The organism is Paenibacillus eucommiae (assembly GCF_017874215.1).
Lineage (GTDB): Bacteria > Bacillota > Bacilli > Paenibacillales > NBRC-103111 > Paenibacillus_AI > Paenibacillus_AI eucommiae.
This window is the reverse complement of sequence record NZ_JAGGLB010000039.1, coordinates 1-16,496: the sequence shown is the minus strand read 5'-3', so window position 1 is coordinate 16,496 and position 16,496 is coordinate 1. Positions and strand designations below refer to the sequence as shown.

Here is a 16,496-nt window from a genome sequence, read left to right as displayed (position 1 = left end):
ACAAGCGGCGCGATTGCCTTGGCCAACACTGTTATCAGCCTTTAACCGAGCCGAGATAAATCCCTTTGGTGAAATACGACTGGATGAACGGATACATACACAGCATCGGAATCATCGTCACGACGATAACCGCCATCTTGATCGTGACCGCAGGCGGAACGACAAATTGATCCGTGAACAGGCTGGAATCGCCGATGCCCCCTTGCGAGAGGATAACGATTTGCCGCAGCAGCACTTGAACCGGCCATTTGGTCGAACTGTTGATGTATAGAATGGCCGAGAAGTAGCTGTTCCAATGCGCAACTGCATAAAATAACGTCAATGTGGCGAGCGCAGGTTTCGAAAGCGGAACCACAATCTTATAGAAAATTTGAAAGTCGTTGCAGCCGTCGATTTTCGCCGATTCCTCCAGGCCGTCGGGAAGCTGCTGGAAAAAGTTTTTCAGAATGATTAAATAAAATGCGCTGATTGCGCCGGGAATCATTAAGGACCAATACGAATCGATCAAGCCGAACGATTTCACAACGAGAAATGTCGGGATCATGCCGCCGCTGAAAATCATCGTAAACGTAGCCAGAAGCATGATCGGCCGTCTGCCGGGCAAGTCCCGTCTCGCCAGCGGATAAGCCATAATGCCGGTCATGAACAGATTGATTGCGGTGCCGACAACTGTGATCCAGGTGGACACCCACAAGCTTTTCATCACGGTATCGGTCGAAAAAATATAACGATACGCCGTCCAGTCGAACCGATCCGGAAACAGAATAAAGGTCTTCCGCAGCACCTCTTCAGGAGCGGCGAGCGATCCGGCAATAATATAGAGGAATGGCACCAGTGTCACCAGCGACACCAGGAGCAGCATTCCTATATTGACTGCATCGAACAAGCGGTTTCCCAGCGATTTGTCATGAGTCAACGTATTCCTCTCCCCTCTGGATGCAAACGGTCAAAAGATGCCGTCCTCTTCATTTTTCTTGGCCAAATAATTCGCAAGGAATACAAGGATAGCGCCAATAACGGACTTGAACAGTCCGACGGCCGTGCTGTAGCTGTAATCGCCTTGCTGAATGGCGGCCGTATATACATAAGTATCAAATACTTCGCCGACTTCGCGGTTTAACGCGTTCAGCATCAGGAATATTTGCTCGAACCCTGTATCCATAAAGCTGCCCAACCGGAGAATCAGTAAAATAATGACCGTACTGCGAAGAGCCGGCAGCGTAACATGCCACATACGGCGGAATCTTCCGGCTCCGTCGATCGTAGCCGCCTCATATTGCTGCGGGTCTACGCCGCTGATCGCCGCCAGGAAAATAATCGTTCCCCAGCCTGCTTCCTTCCATATTACTTGAGATGTAATCATCGTTCGGAACCATTCCGGACTTTGCAGGAAATCGACCTTTTCCATGCCGGCGGCCGTCATTAAATTCGGAACAACCCCATCCTGAATCGTAAAGAATGTATAGAACATGCCTACGACGACAACCCACGAAATAAAATGGGGAATGTAGACGATCGTCTGCACCACTTTTTTGTACACTTCCAGCCGCAACTCATTCAGCATCAACGCGAGGATGATCGGTAGCGGAAAGAAGAAGACAATATTGTAGAGGGCCAGCAGCGCCGTGTTCCGAAACAGCTTGAAAAATTCCGGATCATTGAAAAATCGGTCGAAATGACGGAATCCTACCCACTCGCTTCCCGTTATGCCCAGGAATGGCTGATAATTTTGGAATGCGACGACAAGCCCCCACATGGGCAAATATTTGAATACTAAAAAGTAAACGATTCCAGGAACAAGCATCGCGTACAGCCATCGATTTCGCATCAATGTTGATATCATGTTAATCGCCTCCTTTCTGTTCGATGGTAGCTTCATCATAGGGAGAGCCGTACCATTCCGTCTATAATCCGAACCGGACTTATGTGCAACAAACGCAAAAGCCCACGGTTTCCGGGGGCTTTTTCTTTGTATATTCAGAATTTCTTGGTCGAGTAGGCGGGATCTCCATCGTGGATTTGAGTCCCTACCCCTCACAGATCCGTACGGGCGCAATTTACACATAAGGCTCTTCACATTATCATTTCAACAAAAAAAAGCAGCCTCTACAGGGAACTTACCCCGCAGAGGCTGCTTTTTATATATTTCATATACAACTCAACTTTAACGCAAAGCCTTCATCGCAATATCCGAACGGTAATGCTTGCCTTCGAATTGAATGCGTTCTGCATCCGCATAAGCCTTCTCACGGGCTTCTGCGATATCTTTGCCAAGACCTGTAATGCCGAGCACACGGCCTCCATTTGTCACAAGCTGACCGTCCTTAAGCGCGGTACCCGCATGGAAAACAAGTGAATCCGTAACCTGATCAAGCCCGGTAATGGCAAGCCCCTTCGGATAGGAAGCCGGATAGCCGGCTGAAGCTACAATGACGCACACCGCCGCCTCGTCGCTCCATTCAATGGGCTGCTCGGCCAAGGTTCCATGAACGACCGCCAGAAAAATATCCAGCAGATCTGTTTTCAGCCGCGGCAAAATGACCTGCGTTTCCGGATCTCCAAAACGAGCGTTAAACTCAATCGTCTTCGTTCCTTGCTCTGTGAGGATCAAGCCGGCATAGAGAACACCTTTGAAAGGTCTTCCTTCCTTCACCATCGCTTCAGCCGTAGGCCTCACGATAGTCTCAATCGCCTCCTGGACGACGGATTCAGGAATATGTGGCAGTGGTGAGTAAGTCCCCATGCCTCCCGTATTCGGGCCTTCATCGTTGTCATACACGGGCTTGTGATCCTGAGATGGCACCATCGGACGCACCGTGTTGCCGTCAACAAAAGCCAGCAAAGACATTTCCTGCCCCTGTAGAAACTCCTCGATAACTACTTTTGCTCCAGAAGCCCCAAAAATCTGCTCCACCATAATATCATGCAGCGCTTTTTCCGCTTCTTCAAGTGTCCGGGCAACGGTCACACCTTTACCCGCGGCCAAGCCGTCGGCTTTGACAACAATCGGAACCGATTGGCTGCGCAGATAAGCAAGGGCTGGCTCGTAAGCCTCGAAGCTTTCGTAAGTGGCGGTTGGAATGCTATATTTTTTCAGCAGATCCTTCGTAAAAATCTTGCTTCCCTCAATAATCGCCGCATTGGCGCGAGGACCAAAAGCCAGGATGCCGCGCTCTTCCAGATAATCTACCAGACCTTCAGATAACGGATCGTCTGGCGCTACTACAACCAGTCCGATCTGCTCATCTTGGGCAAACTGGCCGATCTCAGCGAACTGCAGCTCTTGAATCGGCACACATTCGGCCAAAGCCGCAATGCCGCCATTACCTGGAGCACAGAACAGCTTGCTCACCTTGGGGCTCTTGCTCAGAGCCCAGACGATAGCGTGCTCCCGCCCGCCCCGTCCAATTACTAGGATGCGCATCGATGTTTCCCCTCTTTCTATATGAAATTATGAAATTAATGCTTGAAATGACGAACGCCTGTTTTAATCAACGCCATCCCATTCTCATTGGCCACACGGATCGAATCCTCGTCCTTAATGGAGCCACCCGGATGAATCGCTGCAGTAACGCCTGCTTTCGCTGCCATTTCCAGCGTATCTCCCATTGGGAAGAAAGCATCCGATGCCAGTACTGAAGCAACAGCCTTTTCACCAGCTTGCTCGATAGCAATTTTGGCCGCGCCTACTCGGTTCATTTGCCCAGCGCCAACACCAACCGTCATATCGTTCGACGCAAGGACGATCGCATTGGATTTAACGTGCTTAACAACTTTCCAGGCAAAAAGCAGCTGCTTCAGCTCCTCGTCAGATGGAGCACGTTCCGTTACCACTTCAATATCTGCCTCAGTCAATTGGTAAGCGTCGCTGTCTTGAACCAGCATACCGCCCTCAACAGAGGTGATTACATGCTCCGGCTGGCGTTCAGCCGCTTGATCTAGACCGCTTATTTTCAACAAGCGAATATTTTTCTTTTTTGTCAGGATTTCCAGCGCTTCAGGACTGAAATCCGGAGCCAAAATAATTTCCAGGAAGATCTCACTCAGCAATTGTGCGGTAGCCGCATCAATCGTGCGATTTGCAGCAACGATACCTCCGAAGATCGAGGTCGGGTCAGCAGCGTGAGCTTTTTGAAAAGCTTCCAATACATTCACGCCGATACCTACTCCGCATGGATTCATATGCTTGATCGCTACGACCGCAGGCTCGCTGAATTCTTTTACAATTAGCAGTGCAGTGTTAGCATCGTTGATATTGTTGTAAGAAAGCTCTTTGCCATGAAGCTGCTCGGAAGTCGTAATTGTACCTGCCTCAGCAAGCGGCTTGCGATAGAAGGCTGCCTTTTGGTGCGGATTTTCTCCGTAACGAAGCTCTTGCACCTTTTCGTAAGTAACGGTATAACGCTCTGGAAAAACCTCGCCAACCTGCTTGGACAAGTAATCGCCAATCAGTGCATCGTAGGAGCCAGTATGACGGAACACTTTTGCCGCAAGACGCTTGCGCGTTTCCAAATTTGTATCCCCGCCTGCACGAACCTCTTCAAGCACCTGTCCATAATCAGCAGCATCGACCACAACGGTAACGAAAGCGTGATTTTTAGCAGCAGAACGGAGCATTGTAGGTCCACCGATATCGATGTTTTCAATCGCATCCTCATAAGTAACACCAGGCTTAGCAATCGTCTCGGCAAAAGGATACAAATTCACAATTACCAAATCAATATAATCCAGACCCAGCTTCTTCATGGACTCCTGATGCTCTTCATTGTCACGTACCGCAAGCAGCCCGCTATGTACTGCAGGATGAAGTGTTTTAACCCTGCCGTCCATAATTTCCGGGAAGCCAGTGACCTCTGAAATTCCAATAACCGGGACACCTTTATCCTTCAAAAGACTTTGCGTTCCGCCTGTGGAAATAATTTCCACACCCAACTTAGCCAGCTCTCCTGCGAACTCAACAATTCCGGCTTTATCGGAAACGCTAATTAGTGCTCTTCTGATCGTCATAATTTCCTCCTTGGTATCTTTGTGTCAAGCGTTACTCTTATTCGCTACTCTTACTCGTTACTTTTACTCGTTGCTTTTACTCGTTACTTTACTCGTTACTCTTATCTGTTACGCCTCACTCAACTTCTTTAACCGTCACCCTGCGGCCTTCCAGACTCACCCTGCCAGCCCGAAGCCAGTCGATAACCTGCGGCAGCAAACCATGCTCAATGGCATGAATACGCTGCGTCAAAGCAGCTTCGCTCTCGCCTTCACCGATCTCAATGCTGCGCTGGGCAACAATCGGCCCCGAATCAAGCCCGCCATCGACAAAATGTACCGTAACCCCAGTCAGCTTAACGCCGTATTCATAAGCCTGGGTAATCGCTTTAGTGCCGGGAAAAGAGGGAAGCAGCGAAGGATGTATATTAATCATCCGGCCATAAAAAGGCTCAACGAGCACATTCGTAATGATCCTCATATAACCAGCCATCACAATCAAATCAACCTTGCGGTCGCTCAGTTCTTTTAAAATCAAAGCCTCATAGGCTTCCCTGCTTGCATACTCCTTAGGCCGAAAGGTGAAGACAGGCACATTCGCCTGTATCGCCCTTCCCACCACGAGTGCATCCGGACGGTCACAGACAAGAAGCTCGATGCTAACATCAAGCTCCTTACTTTGTACACAGTCCACAATCGCCTGAAAATTCGACCCGCTGCCCGATGCAAAAACAGCAATGCGATAAGGCTGCATCTATACCACCGCTCCTTGAAAAGTCACGACACGCTCGCCTTCCGTCACAACCCCGATCCGGTAAACCTGCTCGCCCGCGGCTTCAGCAAGCTGTACAGCCTTCTCTGCCTGATCGGCACCAACCACGACAACCATTCCGATTCCCATGTTAAAGGTGCGGAACATATCCTGATTGCTAATACTGCCTTCACGCTGCAAAAGCTCAAAAATCGGTAAAATCGGCCAAGAACCATAATCAATCTGCACATTTACATGCTCAGGCAGAACGCGCGGAATATTCTCAATAAAACCGCCACCCGTAATATGGGCCATTCCTTTAATTTCCAATTGGTCCAAAATCGACAATACGGGCTTCACATAAAGCTTCGTCGGAGCCAGCAAAACGTTCCCAAGCAGATCCCCAAGCTCATCGATATGATCATGCAAACTTAGACCCTTCTCCTCGAGCAAAAGCTTACGCACAAGCGAGAAGCCATTGCTGTGCACTCCGCTGGATGCTAATCCCAGCACAACATCTCCAGGACTGATCGTCTTGCCGTCGATGATTTTCTTCTTATCCACGATGCCTACAGTAAAGCCGGCAATGTCATACTCCCCTTGTGCATACATCCCTGGCATTTCGGCAGTTTCTCCGCCAATCAAAGCACAGCCTGACTGCTGGCAGCCATCTGCGATGCCTTTGACGATCGCTTCGATTTTCTCAGGAATCACCTTGTCACAGGCCAAGTAATCGAGGAAAAATAACGGCTCTGCGCCTTGAACGATAATATCGTTCACACACATAGCAACCGCATCGATACCAATGGTATCGTGCTTATCCATAGCAAAAGCAATTTTCAGCTTTGTGCCTACGCCATCGGTTCCAGATACGAGCACTGGCTCCTCGTATTTGTCCTTGTTCAAGCCGAACAGTCCGCCGAAGCCGCCCAGATCGGTCATAACCTCAGGGCGAAACGTCCGCTTGACGTGCTTTTTCATTCGCTCAACAGCATCATTGCCCGCCGCGATATCGACACCGGCTTTTTTATACGCATCCGACACTTCGCTTCCACTCCCTATAAAATAATCTGAACTTCAGTTTATTATTTGATCAGTAAATTAGCTAATCATCTTATTACTCAACTAATCAATGACTCAGTCGCAGCCGCAGCCGATCTTGGCCTCATCGACAATTTCTGTCGGATATTTGTTATCGAAGCATGCCATGCAGTATCCGCTGGCTTCGCCCTGTGCGCCTTCCCCCATAGCCTCAACCATTCCCTCTTGACTGAGAAAATGCAAGGTATCAGCATTGATGGCTACACGGATTTCTTCCACCGTTTTTTGCGCGGCTATTAGCTCCTTGCGGTTCGGTGTGTCGATGCCGTAATAGCATGGGTTCATAAAAGGAGGTGAAGTAATGCGCACATGCACTTCCGTCGCTCCTGCTTCACGCAGCAGATTGACAATGCGCAGACTTGTCGTCCCACGCACAATCGAATCATCAATCATGATTACACGCTTGCCTTCAACCACCTTGCGCACAGCGCTCAGCTTCATCTTTACACCCTGTTCGCGCAGTTCCTGGCTAGGCTGGATAAACGTTCTCCCCGTATAACGGTTCTTGATCAGTCCAAGCTCGTAAGGAATTCCCGTTTGCTCGGCAAAGCCGATTGCAGCGGAAATACTGGAGTCCGGAACACCTGTAACCAAATCCGCATCCATAAAAGCTTCCATAGCCAGCTTCTTCCCCATCCGCTTGCGCGCTGAGTGAACGTTAATCGTATCAATATCACTATCCGGTCTGGCAAAATAAATATATTCCATTGCGCATACAGCCCGCTTGCCGCCTTCTGCGAAACGGTCTTCATGGAAGCCGTCCCGGTCCAGCACAACAAGCTCTCCCGGATTCATATCGCGTAAATAGGTGCCGCCAACAGCATCGAAGGCGCACGTTTCAGAAGCAAACAAATACGCATCGCCTAATTTACCGATAACGAACGGGCGCAGACCATTAGGGTCAAGCGCAGCTATCAGCTTATCCTTCGTTAAAATCAGGAATGCATACGCCCCAACTACCTGGCCTAGTGCATCTTTTACTGCTTCCACAATATCGTCGTGCTTGGAGCGCGCGATCAGATGAGCCAGCACTTCCGTATCACTCGTCGTCTGAAAGATCGAGCCTTGCTTCTCCAGGTTACGTCTAATAATGGCTGCATTGTCAATATTACCATTCGTAGCAAGCGCCAAATCGCCTTCGCGATATTTGAAGATCAGCGGCTGGGCGTTCGCCAGCTTGCTCTCACCTGCGGTCGAATAGCGCACATGCGCGATGCTGTTACTACCGACAAGCGGAGCCAGCATCTCGTTTGTGAACACTTCCTTCGCCAGTCCCATACCCCGGTGATAGTTGAAATTATCCTTGTCTGCCGTACAAATACCTGCGCTTTCCTGGCCGCGATGCTGAAGGGCATGAAGCCCGTAATAAGAAAGGGAAGCTGCATCGGGATGACCAAACACCCCGAATACACCGCACTCCTCGTTCAGCTTGTCGAATAATCCGCCCTGGCCGCCTATACCCTCGTTGTAATATTCACCTGTCCAAAGCTCCTGGTGGTTACCCGTCAGTGCGTTCAGCTTGGTTAGCGTGGATTTGGATTTCACTGCATCAGACATGGGATCGCATCCTTCCAAACCTGTTCCAGCTCAGCTATAGGAGCATGGATGACTTGCGCTGCGTCGATTTCAACACTTAGCTCGCTGCCAGTAACCGTTCCAAGCACCTCATAAGGCACTCCTTGTGCAGCGATCCAATGTTTTAAAGCATCTGCTTTGTCTGGAGCAGCACTAAGCAGAATCCGTGATTGGCTCTCACTGAATAAAGCGATGTCCTTGCGCAGTGGTGTCCGCAGTGTTACTTTGGCACCAATTTTGCCGCTTATACAGCTTTCAGCTAAGGCTACAGCAAGACCGCCCTCAGATAGATCATGCGCGGAAGCAACAAGCCCTTCTTGAATAGCCGTCAGTACAGTCTTATGCAGACGCTTCTCTACTTCTAAATCCAGCGCTGGAGGACGTCCTTCCGTTACACCATGAATCACATATTGAAATTCACTGCCGCCGAGCTCTTCTTTGGTCTCTCCCAGCAGGATAATCGTATCGCCTTCATGCTTAAAGCCTTGCGTTGTAATATGATCAAGATCATGCACAAGCCCAACCATCCCAATAACAGGAGTAGGATAAATGGCACCTTTGGCATTCTCATTGTACAGCGAGACGTTACCGCCGATTACCGGCGTTTCGAGCACACGGCAGGCTTCCGCCATACCGTCAACAGATGTTTCCAGCTGCCAGAAAATTTCCGGCTTCTCCGGGCTGCCAAAGTTAAGGTTGTCCGTAACCGCTAGCGGCTCAGCACCTGAGCATACAATGTTGCGCGCCGCTTCACTTACCGCGATGCGTCCGCCTACCTCAGGATCCAGATACACGTAGCGTCCGTTGCAATCCGTAGTCATTGCGAGTGCCTTGCGCGTGCCGCGCAGCGATATCACTGCTGCGTCCGAGCCCGGGCGCACGACAGTATCGGTACGAACCATATGGTCATACTGGTTGTACACCCACTCCTTGCTCGCCACCGTCGGCGAGGCCAGCACTTGCTTCAGCGCATCCGTAAGCTTCGTTACCTCAGGGTAACGGTTCGTATCGATGCGTCCGTTCTCTTCATAATAAGCCGGCACCTGGCTTGGCTTATTGTACACCGGGCACTCATCGACGAGTGCGCCTACAGGCATATCCCCCACTGTTTCACCGTGGTGGATCAGACGCAGGCGACCATCGTCGGTCACCTTGCCAACCTTCGCGCAGTGCAGACCCCAGCGCTCAAAAATCTCCTTCGCCTGAGCCTCATGCTTCGGCTCAACGACGAACAGCATGCGCTCCTGCGACTCTGACAGCATCATTTCATATGCCGTCATGCCTTCTTCGCGCTGCGGCACTTCATCAAGGTAAAGCTCCATGCCGTTGCCCGCTTTACTAGCCATTTCAGCGCTGGAGCAGGTTAGCCCCGCAGCGCCCATATCTTGAATTCCGAGCACGATGCCGGAATTAATAAGTTCCAAGCACGCCTCCAGCACGAGCTTCTCCATGAAAGGATCGCCCACCTGCACCGCAGGACGCTTCGCCTCCGACTCCGCCGTCAGCTCTTCTGATGCGAAGGTGGCGCCGTGAATCCCGTCGCGGCCAGTTGCCGGGCCGACGTAGAACACCGGGTTGCCGACACCCTTGGCAACCCCACGCTGGATCATATCGTGGTCAATAATGCCCACGCACATCGCATTGACGAGCGGGTTCCCTTCATAGCTCTCGTCGAACATCACTTCGCCGCCGACCGTCGGAATGCCGATACAGTTCCCGTATGCGGCAATGCCTGAGACGACGTGCTCGAACAAATACTTCACGCGGTCATTCTGAAGTTTACCAAAGCGTAAAGAATTGAGCACGGCAACAGGACGTGCACCCATCGAGAAAATATCACGGATAATGCCGCCAACTCCCGTAGCTGCGCCTTGGAAAGGCTCAATCGCCGAAGGATGGTTATGACTTTCTATTTTAAATACAACCGCTTGGTTGTCTCCAATATCTACAATACCTGCTCCTTCTCCAGGTCCCATAAGAACGCGTGGGCCCGTTACCGGAAATTTGCGAAGCACCGGCTTGGAATTTTTGTAGGAACAATGCTCTGACCACATTACGCTAAAAACGCCGATTTCCACATAGTTCGGATTACGTCCGAGAAAGCCGCAAATCTTGGCAAACTCCTCATCGGTAACGCCCATTTGCTTATATATCTTCTGCTCGGCAATTTGCTCTGCCGAAGGTTCCTTAACGGATAGCTGCTGCGCCATGTTTCTCCCTCCAAGTGCTCAAGATCGATGTAAACATTCTTTTGCCGTCCGCGGAGCCAAGAAGCTCATGAACCGCCCGCTCTGGATGAGGCATCATGCCGACTACGTTGCCCGCCTTGTTGCTGATACCTGCGATATCGTCCAGCGAACCGTTCGGGTTATTGCCTGCCTCATAACGGAAAATAATTTGCTTGTTAGCCTGAAGCTCCTGAAGTGTTGCCTCATCACAATAATAATTGCCTTCACCATGCGCAATCGGGATATTAATCAATTCGCCTTGCTCATAATCCGTAGTAAAAGGAGTGTTATTGTTCTCCACACGAAGAATCGCCGGATGACAGCGGAACTTCATTTCCTTATTGCGCAGCAAAGCGCCCGGAAGCAATCGTGCTTCGGTTAACACCTGGAAACCGTTACAGATACCCAGAATGTATTTGCCTTCATCGGCAGCCTTGACCAAGGCCTTCATCACATTCGTGAACTGGGCAATCGCTCCGCAGCGGAGATAGTCTCCATAAGAGAATCCGCCCGGAACGAGAATACAGTCATATTTCGATAAATCATCAGCCGTATGCCAAACATACTCCACCGACTGCCCAATTGTATCTTCAACCGCTTTAAAGCAGTCTATATCGCAGTTCGAACCCGGAAATACCAGAACCGCAAATTTCATGGCATGAATCCTCCTCAAGTTAAATTACACCAGCTCGTATCTGTAATCCTCAATAACTGTATTGGCCAGAAGCTTTTCGCACATTGCTTTAACGCGTGCTTCGGCTTCAGCTTTATCACTAGTATTTAGCTCTAACTCCAGGTATTTACCGATTCTGACCTTCTCTACTTCTTCAAATCCCATGGAATGAAGAGCACCTTGTACTGCGTTGCCCTGAGGGTCTAAAACACTTTGTTTAATCGTCACATAGACGGTTGCTTTCATGAAGAATCGTTCCTCCTAAGAATTAGTGTACTTACCTCAAATCTAATCGACCAAGCGGTGAAGAATTTCTTTATAACGGCGGGACGTTTCTTCCACGACAGCAGCAGGAAGCTCATCCGGCTCGCTGTTCTTATCCCAGTCGGAGCCCGCCAAATATGCGCGAACAGGCTCTTTATCCATAGAATCGATCTCGATATCGAGCGCATACTTGCCTTGCTCCCAATAACGCGAAGAATCAGGTGTGAAAATTTCATCGATAATAATAATTTCATTTCCAATCAAGCCAAACTCGAACTTCGTATCGGCAAGTATAATACCTCTTTGCTCACAGAACTTATGCGCCAGCTTATAAAGCTCAATGCTTCTCTGCTGCAGTTCCCGGGTCAGCTCTTCGCCAACCAAAACACTCATCTGCTCGATGGAAATGTCCTCGTCATGGCCCACATCATTTTTCGCCGCGGGTGTGAATATTGGCGCTTCAAGCTGCTGGTTTTTACGCAAGCCCTCAGGAAGCTTAATACCATTAATCGCTCCGTTTTGCTGGTACTGTCTCCAGCCGCCGCCTGTAATATAGCCGCGAACGACACATTCGATGGAAATGCGCTCTGCTTTTTTCGCGACGATAATCCGGTCTTTAAGCAGCTCACGCGCTTCAGCATCAGGAATAACCTCTTGCAAAAGCTCCACATTCGTATGAACCACGTGGTTATTCATGAACGAAGCCGTTTGCTCGAACCAGAACTTACTCAGTGTATTGAGCACATAACCCTTATCAGGTACGCCTGGACTCAGAATATAATCAAAAGCGGAAATGCGGTCCGTCACGACAATCAGAAAATGCTCGCCAAGATCATAAAGCTCACGCACCTTGCCTTTATGAACGAGCGGCGCTTTGACCAAATCTGCCGCCGTATCTAGTGCTATGCCAGCCATCAGTTCCACTCCCCTTCTATGCTAGTCCCAGACGGTCAAAAATAGTATCCACATGCTTCAAATGCCAAGTAGGATCAAAACAGTCAGCAATCTCTTCTTTACTAAGCGCATCCGTAATCACCGAGGCATTCTCAACGATATCGCGGAACGAGCGCTGCTCTTCCCAAGCCTGCATAGCACGCGGCTGTACAGTATCGTAAGCCTGCTCACGGCTGAAGCCCTTATCAATCAGCTTGGTCATTACCCGGCCGGAGAAAGGCACATCATACGTTCTTTGCATATTGCGCTTCATATTGTCAGGGAATACTGTCAAATTCTTAACGATATTGCCAAAACGATTCAACATATAATTCAATAAAGTCGTAGCATCCGGCAAAATAATCCGTTCCACCGAGGAGTGGGAAATATCACGCTCATGCCACAGCGGCACGTTCTCATAGGCAGTAAGCATATGGCCGCGGATTACACGGGAAAGACCGGAAATGCTCTCACACCCGATCGGGTTGCGCTTATGCGGCATCGCCGAGGAACCCTTTTGTCCTTTGGCAAACGGCTCTTCCACCTCGCGGAATTCACTCTTTTGCAAAGCACGGATTTCCGTAGCAAATTTATCGAGCGATGATCCAATCAGCGCCAGTGTAGCCATATAGTCAGCATGACGGTCGCGCTGCAGCGTTTGTGTGGAGATCGGTGCCGCCTTTGTGCCAAGCTTGCCGCACACATATTCCTCTATAAAAGGATCAATATTCGCATAAGTGCCTACAGCTCCAGACATTTTACCAAACTGTACGCCATCAGCAGCAGCGCGGAAACGCTCCAGATTTCTTTTCATTTCTTCATGCCATAGCGCCATTTTCAGACCGAACGTTGTTGGCTCAGCATGCACACCATGCGTTCTTCCCATCATAGGCGTGTGCTTATACTGCACAGCTTTGTCTTTTAGAATAGCAATAAATTGAATGATGTCTTTTTCTAAAATTTCATTGGCCTGCTTCAGCAAATAACCTAATGCCGTATCCACAACGTCTGTGGAAGTCAGTCCATAATGTACCCATTTACGCTCAGCGCCCAAAGTTTCCGAAACCGCTCTGGTGAAAGCAATAACGTCATGGCGGGTTTCAACCTCGATTTCATAAATGCGGTCGATGTTAAAGCTGGCATTCTCACGAATCGTTTTTACATCCTCCTGAGGTATAATTCCCAGCTCCGACCATGCTTCACAGGAAAGAATCTCCACTTCCAGCCATGCTTTGAATTTGTTTTCCTCGGTCCATATGCTTGCCATCTCTGGCCTGCTGTAGCGTTCTATCATTGCTGTTCCTCCATTATTATCATTTACTTACTTTCCCATATAGCTGAGCGTTCTATCCATGTAAGTGCCCGTGCTGTATCGGAAGCAAGCAGATTTACATGCCCCATTTTACGATTATGCTTAGCTTCATGCTTGCCATATAGGTGTATCTTCGCGCTAACTCCCAATTCTTCATCCTCAAAACCTGGCTGATCAAGAAGCTCCAGCAGAGGATCGACATGTTGGCCCAGCAAATTCACCATAACGACAGGCGTCATCAGCTCCGTTGAGCCAAGCGGCAAATTACAGATGGCCCTGATGTGCTGCTCGAATTGTGAGGTTCTGCAGGATTCCATCGTATAGTGACCCGAATTATGCGGCCGCGGCGCGAGCTCATTCACATACAGCTGCCCATCCGGTGTTAGAAACAGCTCCACCGCAAGCAAGCCGATCACACCCATTGATGAAGCAATGCGAACAGCCAATTCTTCAGCTTCCTTTTGAACGGAGGCCGGGATTCTAGCCGGTACGATGGAAAGGTGAAGAATATTGTTTACATGAATATTTTCCGCTGCCGGAAAAGCTTTCACTTCGCCTCCAGGACTTCTTGCAGCAATGACGGATAATTCTTTATCAAAATGTATAAACTGCTCCAGCACAAGCTCGGCTCCACTTTTGATTAAAGTATCAAAAGCTTCCTGTGTTTCGTCCAAAGAACGAATAACCCATTGTCCTTTGCCGTCATAACCCCCTGTAGCTGTCTTCAGCACACAAGGTGTACCAAAACGTTCAACAACCTCACGGAGCTGTGCTGCGCTTGTAATTTCTTCATATGGAGCTACAGGCGCTCCAGCAGCCTCGATTGCCTTCTTCTCGCGAATGCGATGCTGTGTTGTATATAAAAGCTGGCTGCCTTGAGGCACATAAGCTTCTTTCATTAAAAGCTCTGTCACCTGGGCATCCACATTTTCGAACTCATAAGTAATGACTTCCGCTTGCTCCGCAAGCTTCCGCGCTGAGATCACATGATCATAACCGGCAACAATCTGCTCATCCGCCACCTGCCCGCAGGGGGAATCTTCAGTTGGATCAAGCGTAACAAAGCGGTACCCCATATTGCGCCCGGCAAGCGTCAGCATACGTCCAAGCTGCCCGCCGCCTAGAATACCGATGGTAGCCCCTGGTTTAATAACCTTGCCGAAGCCAGTTGCTTTGCCATTTAATTGCCCACTATTTCCATTCATTTCATTCATTTCACTCATTCCGCTATTTCCGTTTACATCCACATCCGTCATAGCAGTTCACTGCTTTCTATCACCGTCTGACGAATGCGTTCGCGGCGTTCTCTGACTCTACCCTGCAGCTCTTGATCAAAAGCTCCTAAAATCTGCGCTGCAAGCAGCCCGGCATTAGCCGCACCCGCCTGCCCGATTGCCACAGTTGCCACAGGTATACCTGCAGGCATCTGAACAATGGAGAGCAGTGAATCCATCCCATTAAGGGTGGAAGTCTTCACCGGAACACCAATAACCGGAAGCTCAGTTTTGGCTGCTACCATACCAGGTAGATGCGCCGCCCCTCCAGCTCCGGCTATAATAATTTGAATACCCCGACCCGCCGCCGAGGAAGCATATTCGAACATGAGATCCGGAGTACGGTGCGCGGAAACAACCTTTTTCTCATAAGGCACTCCCAATTCCTCAAGCATATCGCAAGCGTGCTTCATCGTTTCCCAGTCGGATTGGCTTCCCATAATAACACCAACACGTACAGTCATCATAAACCTACTTTCTTAACATAGAAAATGATAATGCCCATTTAGAAAACACACGATCCTGTAAGGCGAACAGCAAAAGAACCGAATGCAAAAAGACCATGTTATCCATATGGTTCCTTCATTCGTTTTCTCATAGTCCAAAAAATTTATTTGTATCGGTTAAAACCTTCATTCAGGCATGCTACCCGACTTGATACTAACTTGATGCCCTAAATCGACATTCGTGACATTCCGTGACATTCGTGTATATTCGGTATTTAAGCTTCGAAATTTCAATGCCCGGAGAATACCTTCCCGGCTCTCTTAGTTTAACAGCAATTCACATGTCGTGTCAATTTCAAAAAAGCGAACATTTTAAGGACATACAAATAAAAAAGTTCGCTTTTGAGAGCCGAGTATATCCTTTAACACGCAGTAAATCATGATGCGACACCAGATAAGGTATCTCTTTCCAAACTATCCGCATCCCAAGTACACCCCTAGATTACTCCCAGTTCGCCGATATCTACACTATGTATGCCCCCGTATAGCCATTCTTCTATCGTGCTAAAATCCGCATATATATCCATCATTCTACATTTTTTATGCAACTCGCTTCTTTCAATTTGGTTGTCTGCTTTCTGTATGCTGTGTGCTGTATGTCTACTAACTGCCTAATGCCTGCCTGCTGCAAACTGTTTGCTGTATGTCTACTATCTGCCTAATGCCTGCCTGCTGCTAACTGCTTGCTGTATGTCTGCTAACTGCCTAATGCCTGCCTGTAGCAAAATGCCTGCCATCTGCCTGCTGTCGGCCTATCACCAACCTGTCGGGGAACCTCCATAGCTTAGTTAACGATATAAAACAGTTACTACTTAGGTAGGCTAAAAGGAAAATTGTCCGCGATAAGCAGAAGTCAAAGAGGAAAGAAGAGGAAGTTTTTGTTTAAGGAGCGT

General features: G+C 49.2%; 14 protein-coding genes. All 14 read right to left on the bottom strand.

All coding sequences use genetic code 11. From position 1 onward, the window contains the following. Window positions 1-34: 34 nt before the first annotated feature. The 14 genes from J2Z66_RS35755 to purE all read right to left on the bottom strand — a co-directional run bounded on the left by J2Z66_RS35755 (window position 35) and on the right by purE (window position 15,561). Window positions 35-916 (bottom strand): carbohydrate ABC transporter permease, encoded by an 882-nt coding sequence (locus tag J2Z66_RS35755; protein WP_245376102.1) that lies wholly within the window; start codon window positions 914-916, stop codon window positions 35-37. A 30-nt stretch (window positions 917-946) separates the two neighbouring features. Then, window positions 947-1,843 (bottom strand): ABC transporter permease, encoded by an 897-nt coding sequence (locus J2Z66_RS35750; protein WP_245376101.1) that lies wholly within the window; start codon window positions 1,841-1,843, stop codon window positions 947-949. Window positions 1,844-2,164: 321 nt separating this feature from the next. Beyond that, the gene (gene purD, locus J2Z66_RS35745) at window positions 2,165-3,424 is read right to left on the bottom strand and encodes a phosphoribosylamine--glycine ligase (protein ID WP_209977632.1); all 1,260 of its coding nucleotides are present in this window, start codon (window positions 3,422-3,424) and stop codon (window positions 2,165-2,167) included. Between the two features lie 35 nt (window positions 3,425-3,459). Then, window positions 3,460-5,007 carry a bifunctional phosphoribosylaminoimidazolecarboxamide formyltransferase/IMP cyclohydrolase gene (purH, locus tag J2Z66_RS35740; protein WP_209977630.1) on the bottom strand — a complete coding sequence of 516 codons (1,548 nt, stop codon included), beginning with the start codon at window positions 5,005-5,007 and terminating at the stop codon, window positions 3,460-3,462. A gap of 115 nt (window positions 5,008-5,122) precedes the next feature. Next, window positions 5,123-5,740, bottom strand: coding sequence for a phosphoribosylglycinamide formyltransferase (gene purN, locus J2Z66_RS35735; RefSeq protein ID WP_209977628.1), 618 nt, complete (start codon window positions 5,738-5,740; stop codon window positions 5,123-5,125). After that, on the bottom strand, window positions 5,741-6,781 hold the full coding sequence (gene purM, locus J2Z66_RS35730) for a phosphoribosylformylglycinamidine cyclo-ligase (RefSeq protein WP_209977626.1): 1,041 nt from the start codon (window positions 6,779-6,781) through the stop codon (window positions 5,741-5,743). Between the two features lie 93 nt (window positions 6,782-6,874). Next, the gene (gene purF, locus J2Z66_RS35725) at window positions 6,875-8,395 is read right to left on the bottom strand and encodes an amidophosphoribosyltransferase (protein WP_209977624.1); all 1,521 of its coding nucleotides are present in this window, start codon (window positions 8,393-8,395) and stop codon (window positions 6,875-6,877) included. Continuing rightward, window positions 8,380-10,623 (bottom strand): phosphoribosylformylglycinamidine synthase subunit PurL, encoded by a 2,244-nt coding sequence (gene purL / locus J2Z66_RS35720; RefSeq protein WP_209977621.1) that lies wholly within the window; start codon window positions 10,621-10,623, stop codon window positions 8,380-8,382. Before purL ends, purF begins: the two co-directional genes overlap by 16 nt. Beyond that, window positions 10,601-11,296: a phosphoribosylformylglycinamidine synthase subunit PurQ gene (purQ, locus tag J2Z66_RS35715; protein ID WP_209977619.1), complete on the bottom strand. Its 696-nt coding sequence runs from the start codon at window positions 11,294-11,296 to the stop codon at window positions 10,601-10,603. The genes purL and purQ overlap by 23 nt, the downstream gene beginning before the upstream one ends. Before the next feature lie 24 nt (window positions 11,297-11,320). Continuing rightward, the gene (gene purS / locus J2Z66_RS35710; protein ID WP_209977617.1) at window positions 11,321-11,560 is read right to left on the bottom strand and encodes a phosphoribosylformylglycinamidine synthase subunit PurS; all 240 of its coding nucleotides are present in this window, start codon (window positions 11,558-11,560) and stop codon (window positions 11,321-11,323) included. 42 nt (window positions 11,561-11,602) lie between these two features. After that, on the bottom strand, window positions 11,603-12,484 hold the full coding sequence (locus tag J2Z66_RS35705; protein ID WP_376774542.1) for a phosphoribosylaminoimidazolesuccinocarboxamide synthase: 882 nt from the start codon (window positions 12,482-12,484) through the stop codon (window positions 11,603-11,605). Window positions 12,485-12,509: 25 nt separating this feature from the next. Continuing rightward, window positions 12,510-13,805, bottom strand: a complete 1,296-nt coding sequence (gene purB, locus J2Z66_RS35700) for an adenylosuccinate lyase (protein WP_209977613.1) — start codon at window positions 13,803-13,805, stop codon at window positions 12,510-12,512. A gap of 23 nt (window positions 13,806-13,828) precedes the next feature. Next, window positions 13,829-15,028 (bottom strand): 5-(carboxyamino)imidazole ribonucleotide synthase, encoded by a 1,200-nt coding sequence (purK, locus tag J2Z66_RS35695; protein ID WP_209977730.1) that lies wholly within the window; start codon window positions 15,026-15,028, stop codon window positions 13,829-13,831. A gap of 47 nt (window positions 15,029-15,075) precedes the next feature. Next, entirely contained in the window at window positions 15,076-15,561 is a 486-nt protein-coding gene (gene purE / locus J2Z66_RS35690) for a 5-(carboxyamino)imidazole ribonucleotide mutase (protein WP_209977727.1), read from the bottom strand. Window positions 15,562-16,496 lie beyond the last annotated feature (935 nt).

Coding starts and splice junctions, on each gene's coding strand:
- purE (WP_209977727.1), bottom strand. CDS start 15,561: ATGACTGTACGTGTTGGTGTTATTATGGGAAGCCAATCCGACTGGGAA.
- purD (WP_209977632.1), bottom strand. CDS start 3,424: ATGCGCATCCTAGTAATTGGACGGGGCGGGCGGGAGCACGCTATCGTC.
- purS (WP_209977617.1), bottom strand. CDS start 11,560: ATGAAAGCAACCGTCTATGTGACGATTAAACAAAGTGTTTTAGACCCT.
- purB (WP_209977613.1), bottom strand. CDS start 13,805: ATGATAGAACGCTACAGCAGGCCAGAGATGGCAAGCATATGGACCGAG.
- J2Z66_RS35750 (WP_245376101.1), bottom strand. CDS start 1,843: ATGATATCAACATTGATGCGAAATCGATGGCTGTACGCGATGCTTGTT.
- purK (WP_209977730.1), bottom strand. CDS start 15,028: ATGAATGGAAATAGTGGGCAATTAAATGGCAAAGCAACTGGCTTCGGC.
- purH (WP_209977630.1), bottom strand. CDS start 5,007: ATGACGATCAGAAGAGCACTAATTAGCGTTTCCGATAAAGCCGGAATT.
- purN (WP_209977628.1), bottom strand. CDS start 5,740: ATGCAGCCTTATCGCATTGCTGTTTTTGCATCGGGCAGCGGGTCGAAT.
- purF (WP_209977624.1), bottom strand. CDS start 8,395: ATGTCTGATGCAGTGAAATCCAAATCCACGCTAACCAAGCTGAACGCA.
- purQ (WP_209977619.1), bottom strand. CDS start 11,296: ATGAAATTTGCGGTTCTGGTATTTCCGGGTTCGAACTGCGATATAGAC.
- purL (WP_209977621.1), bottom strand. CDS start 10,623: ATGGCGCAGCAGCTATCCGTTAAGGAACCTTCGGCAGAGCAAATTGCC.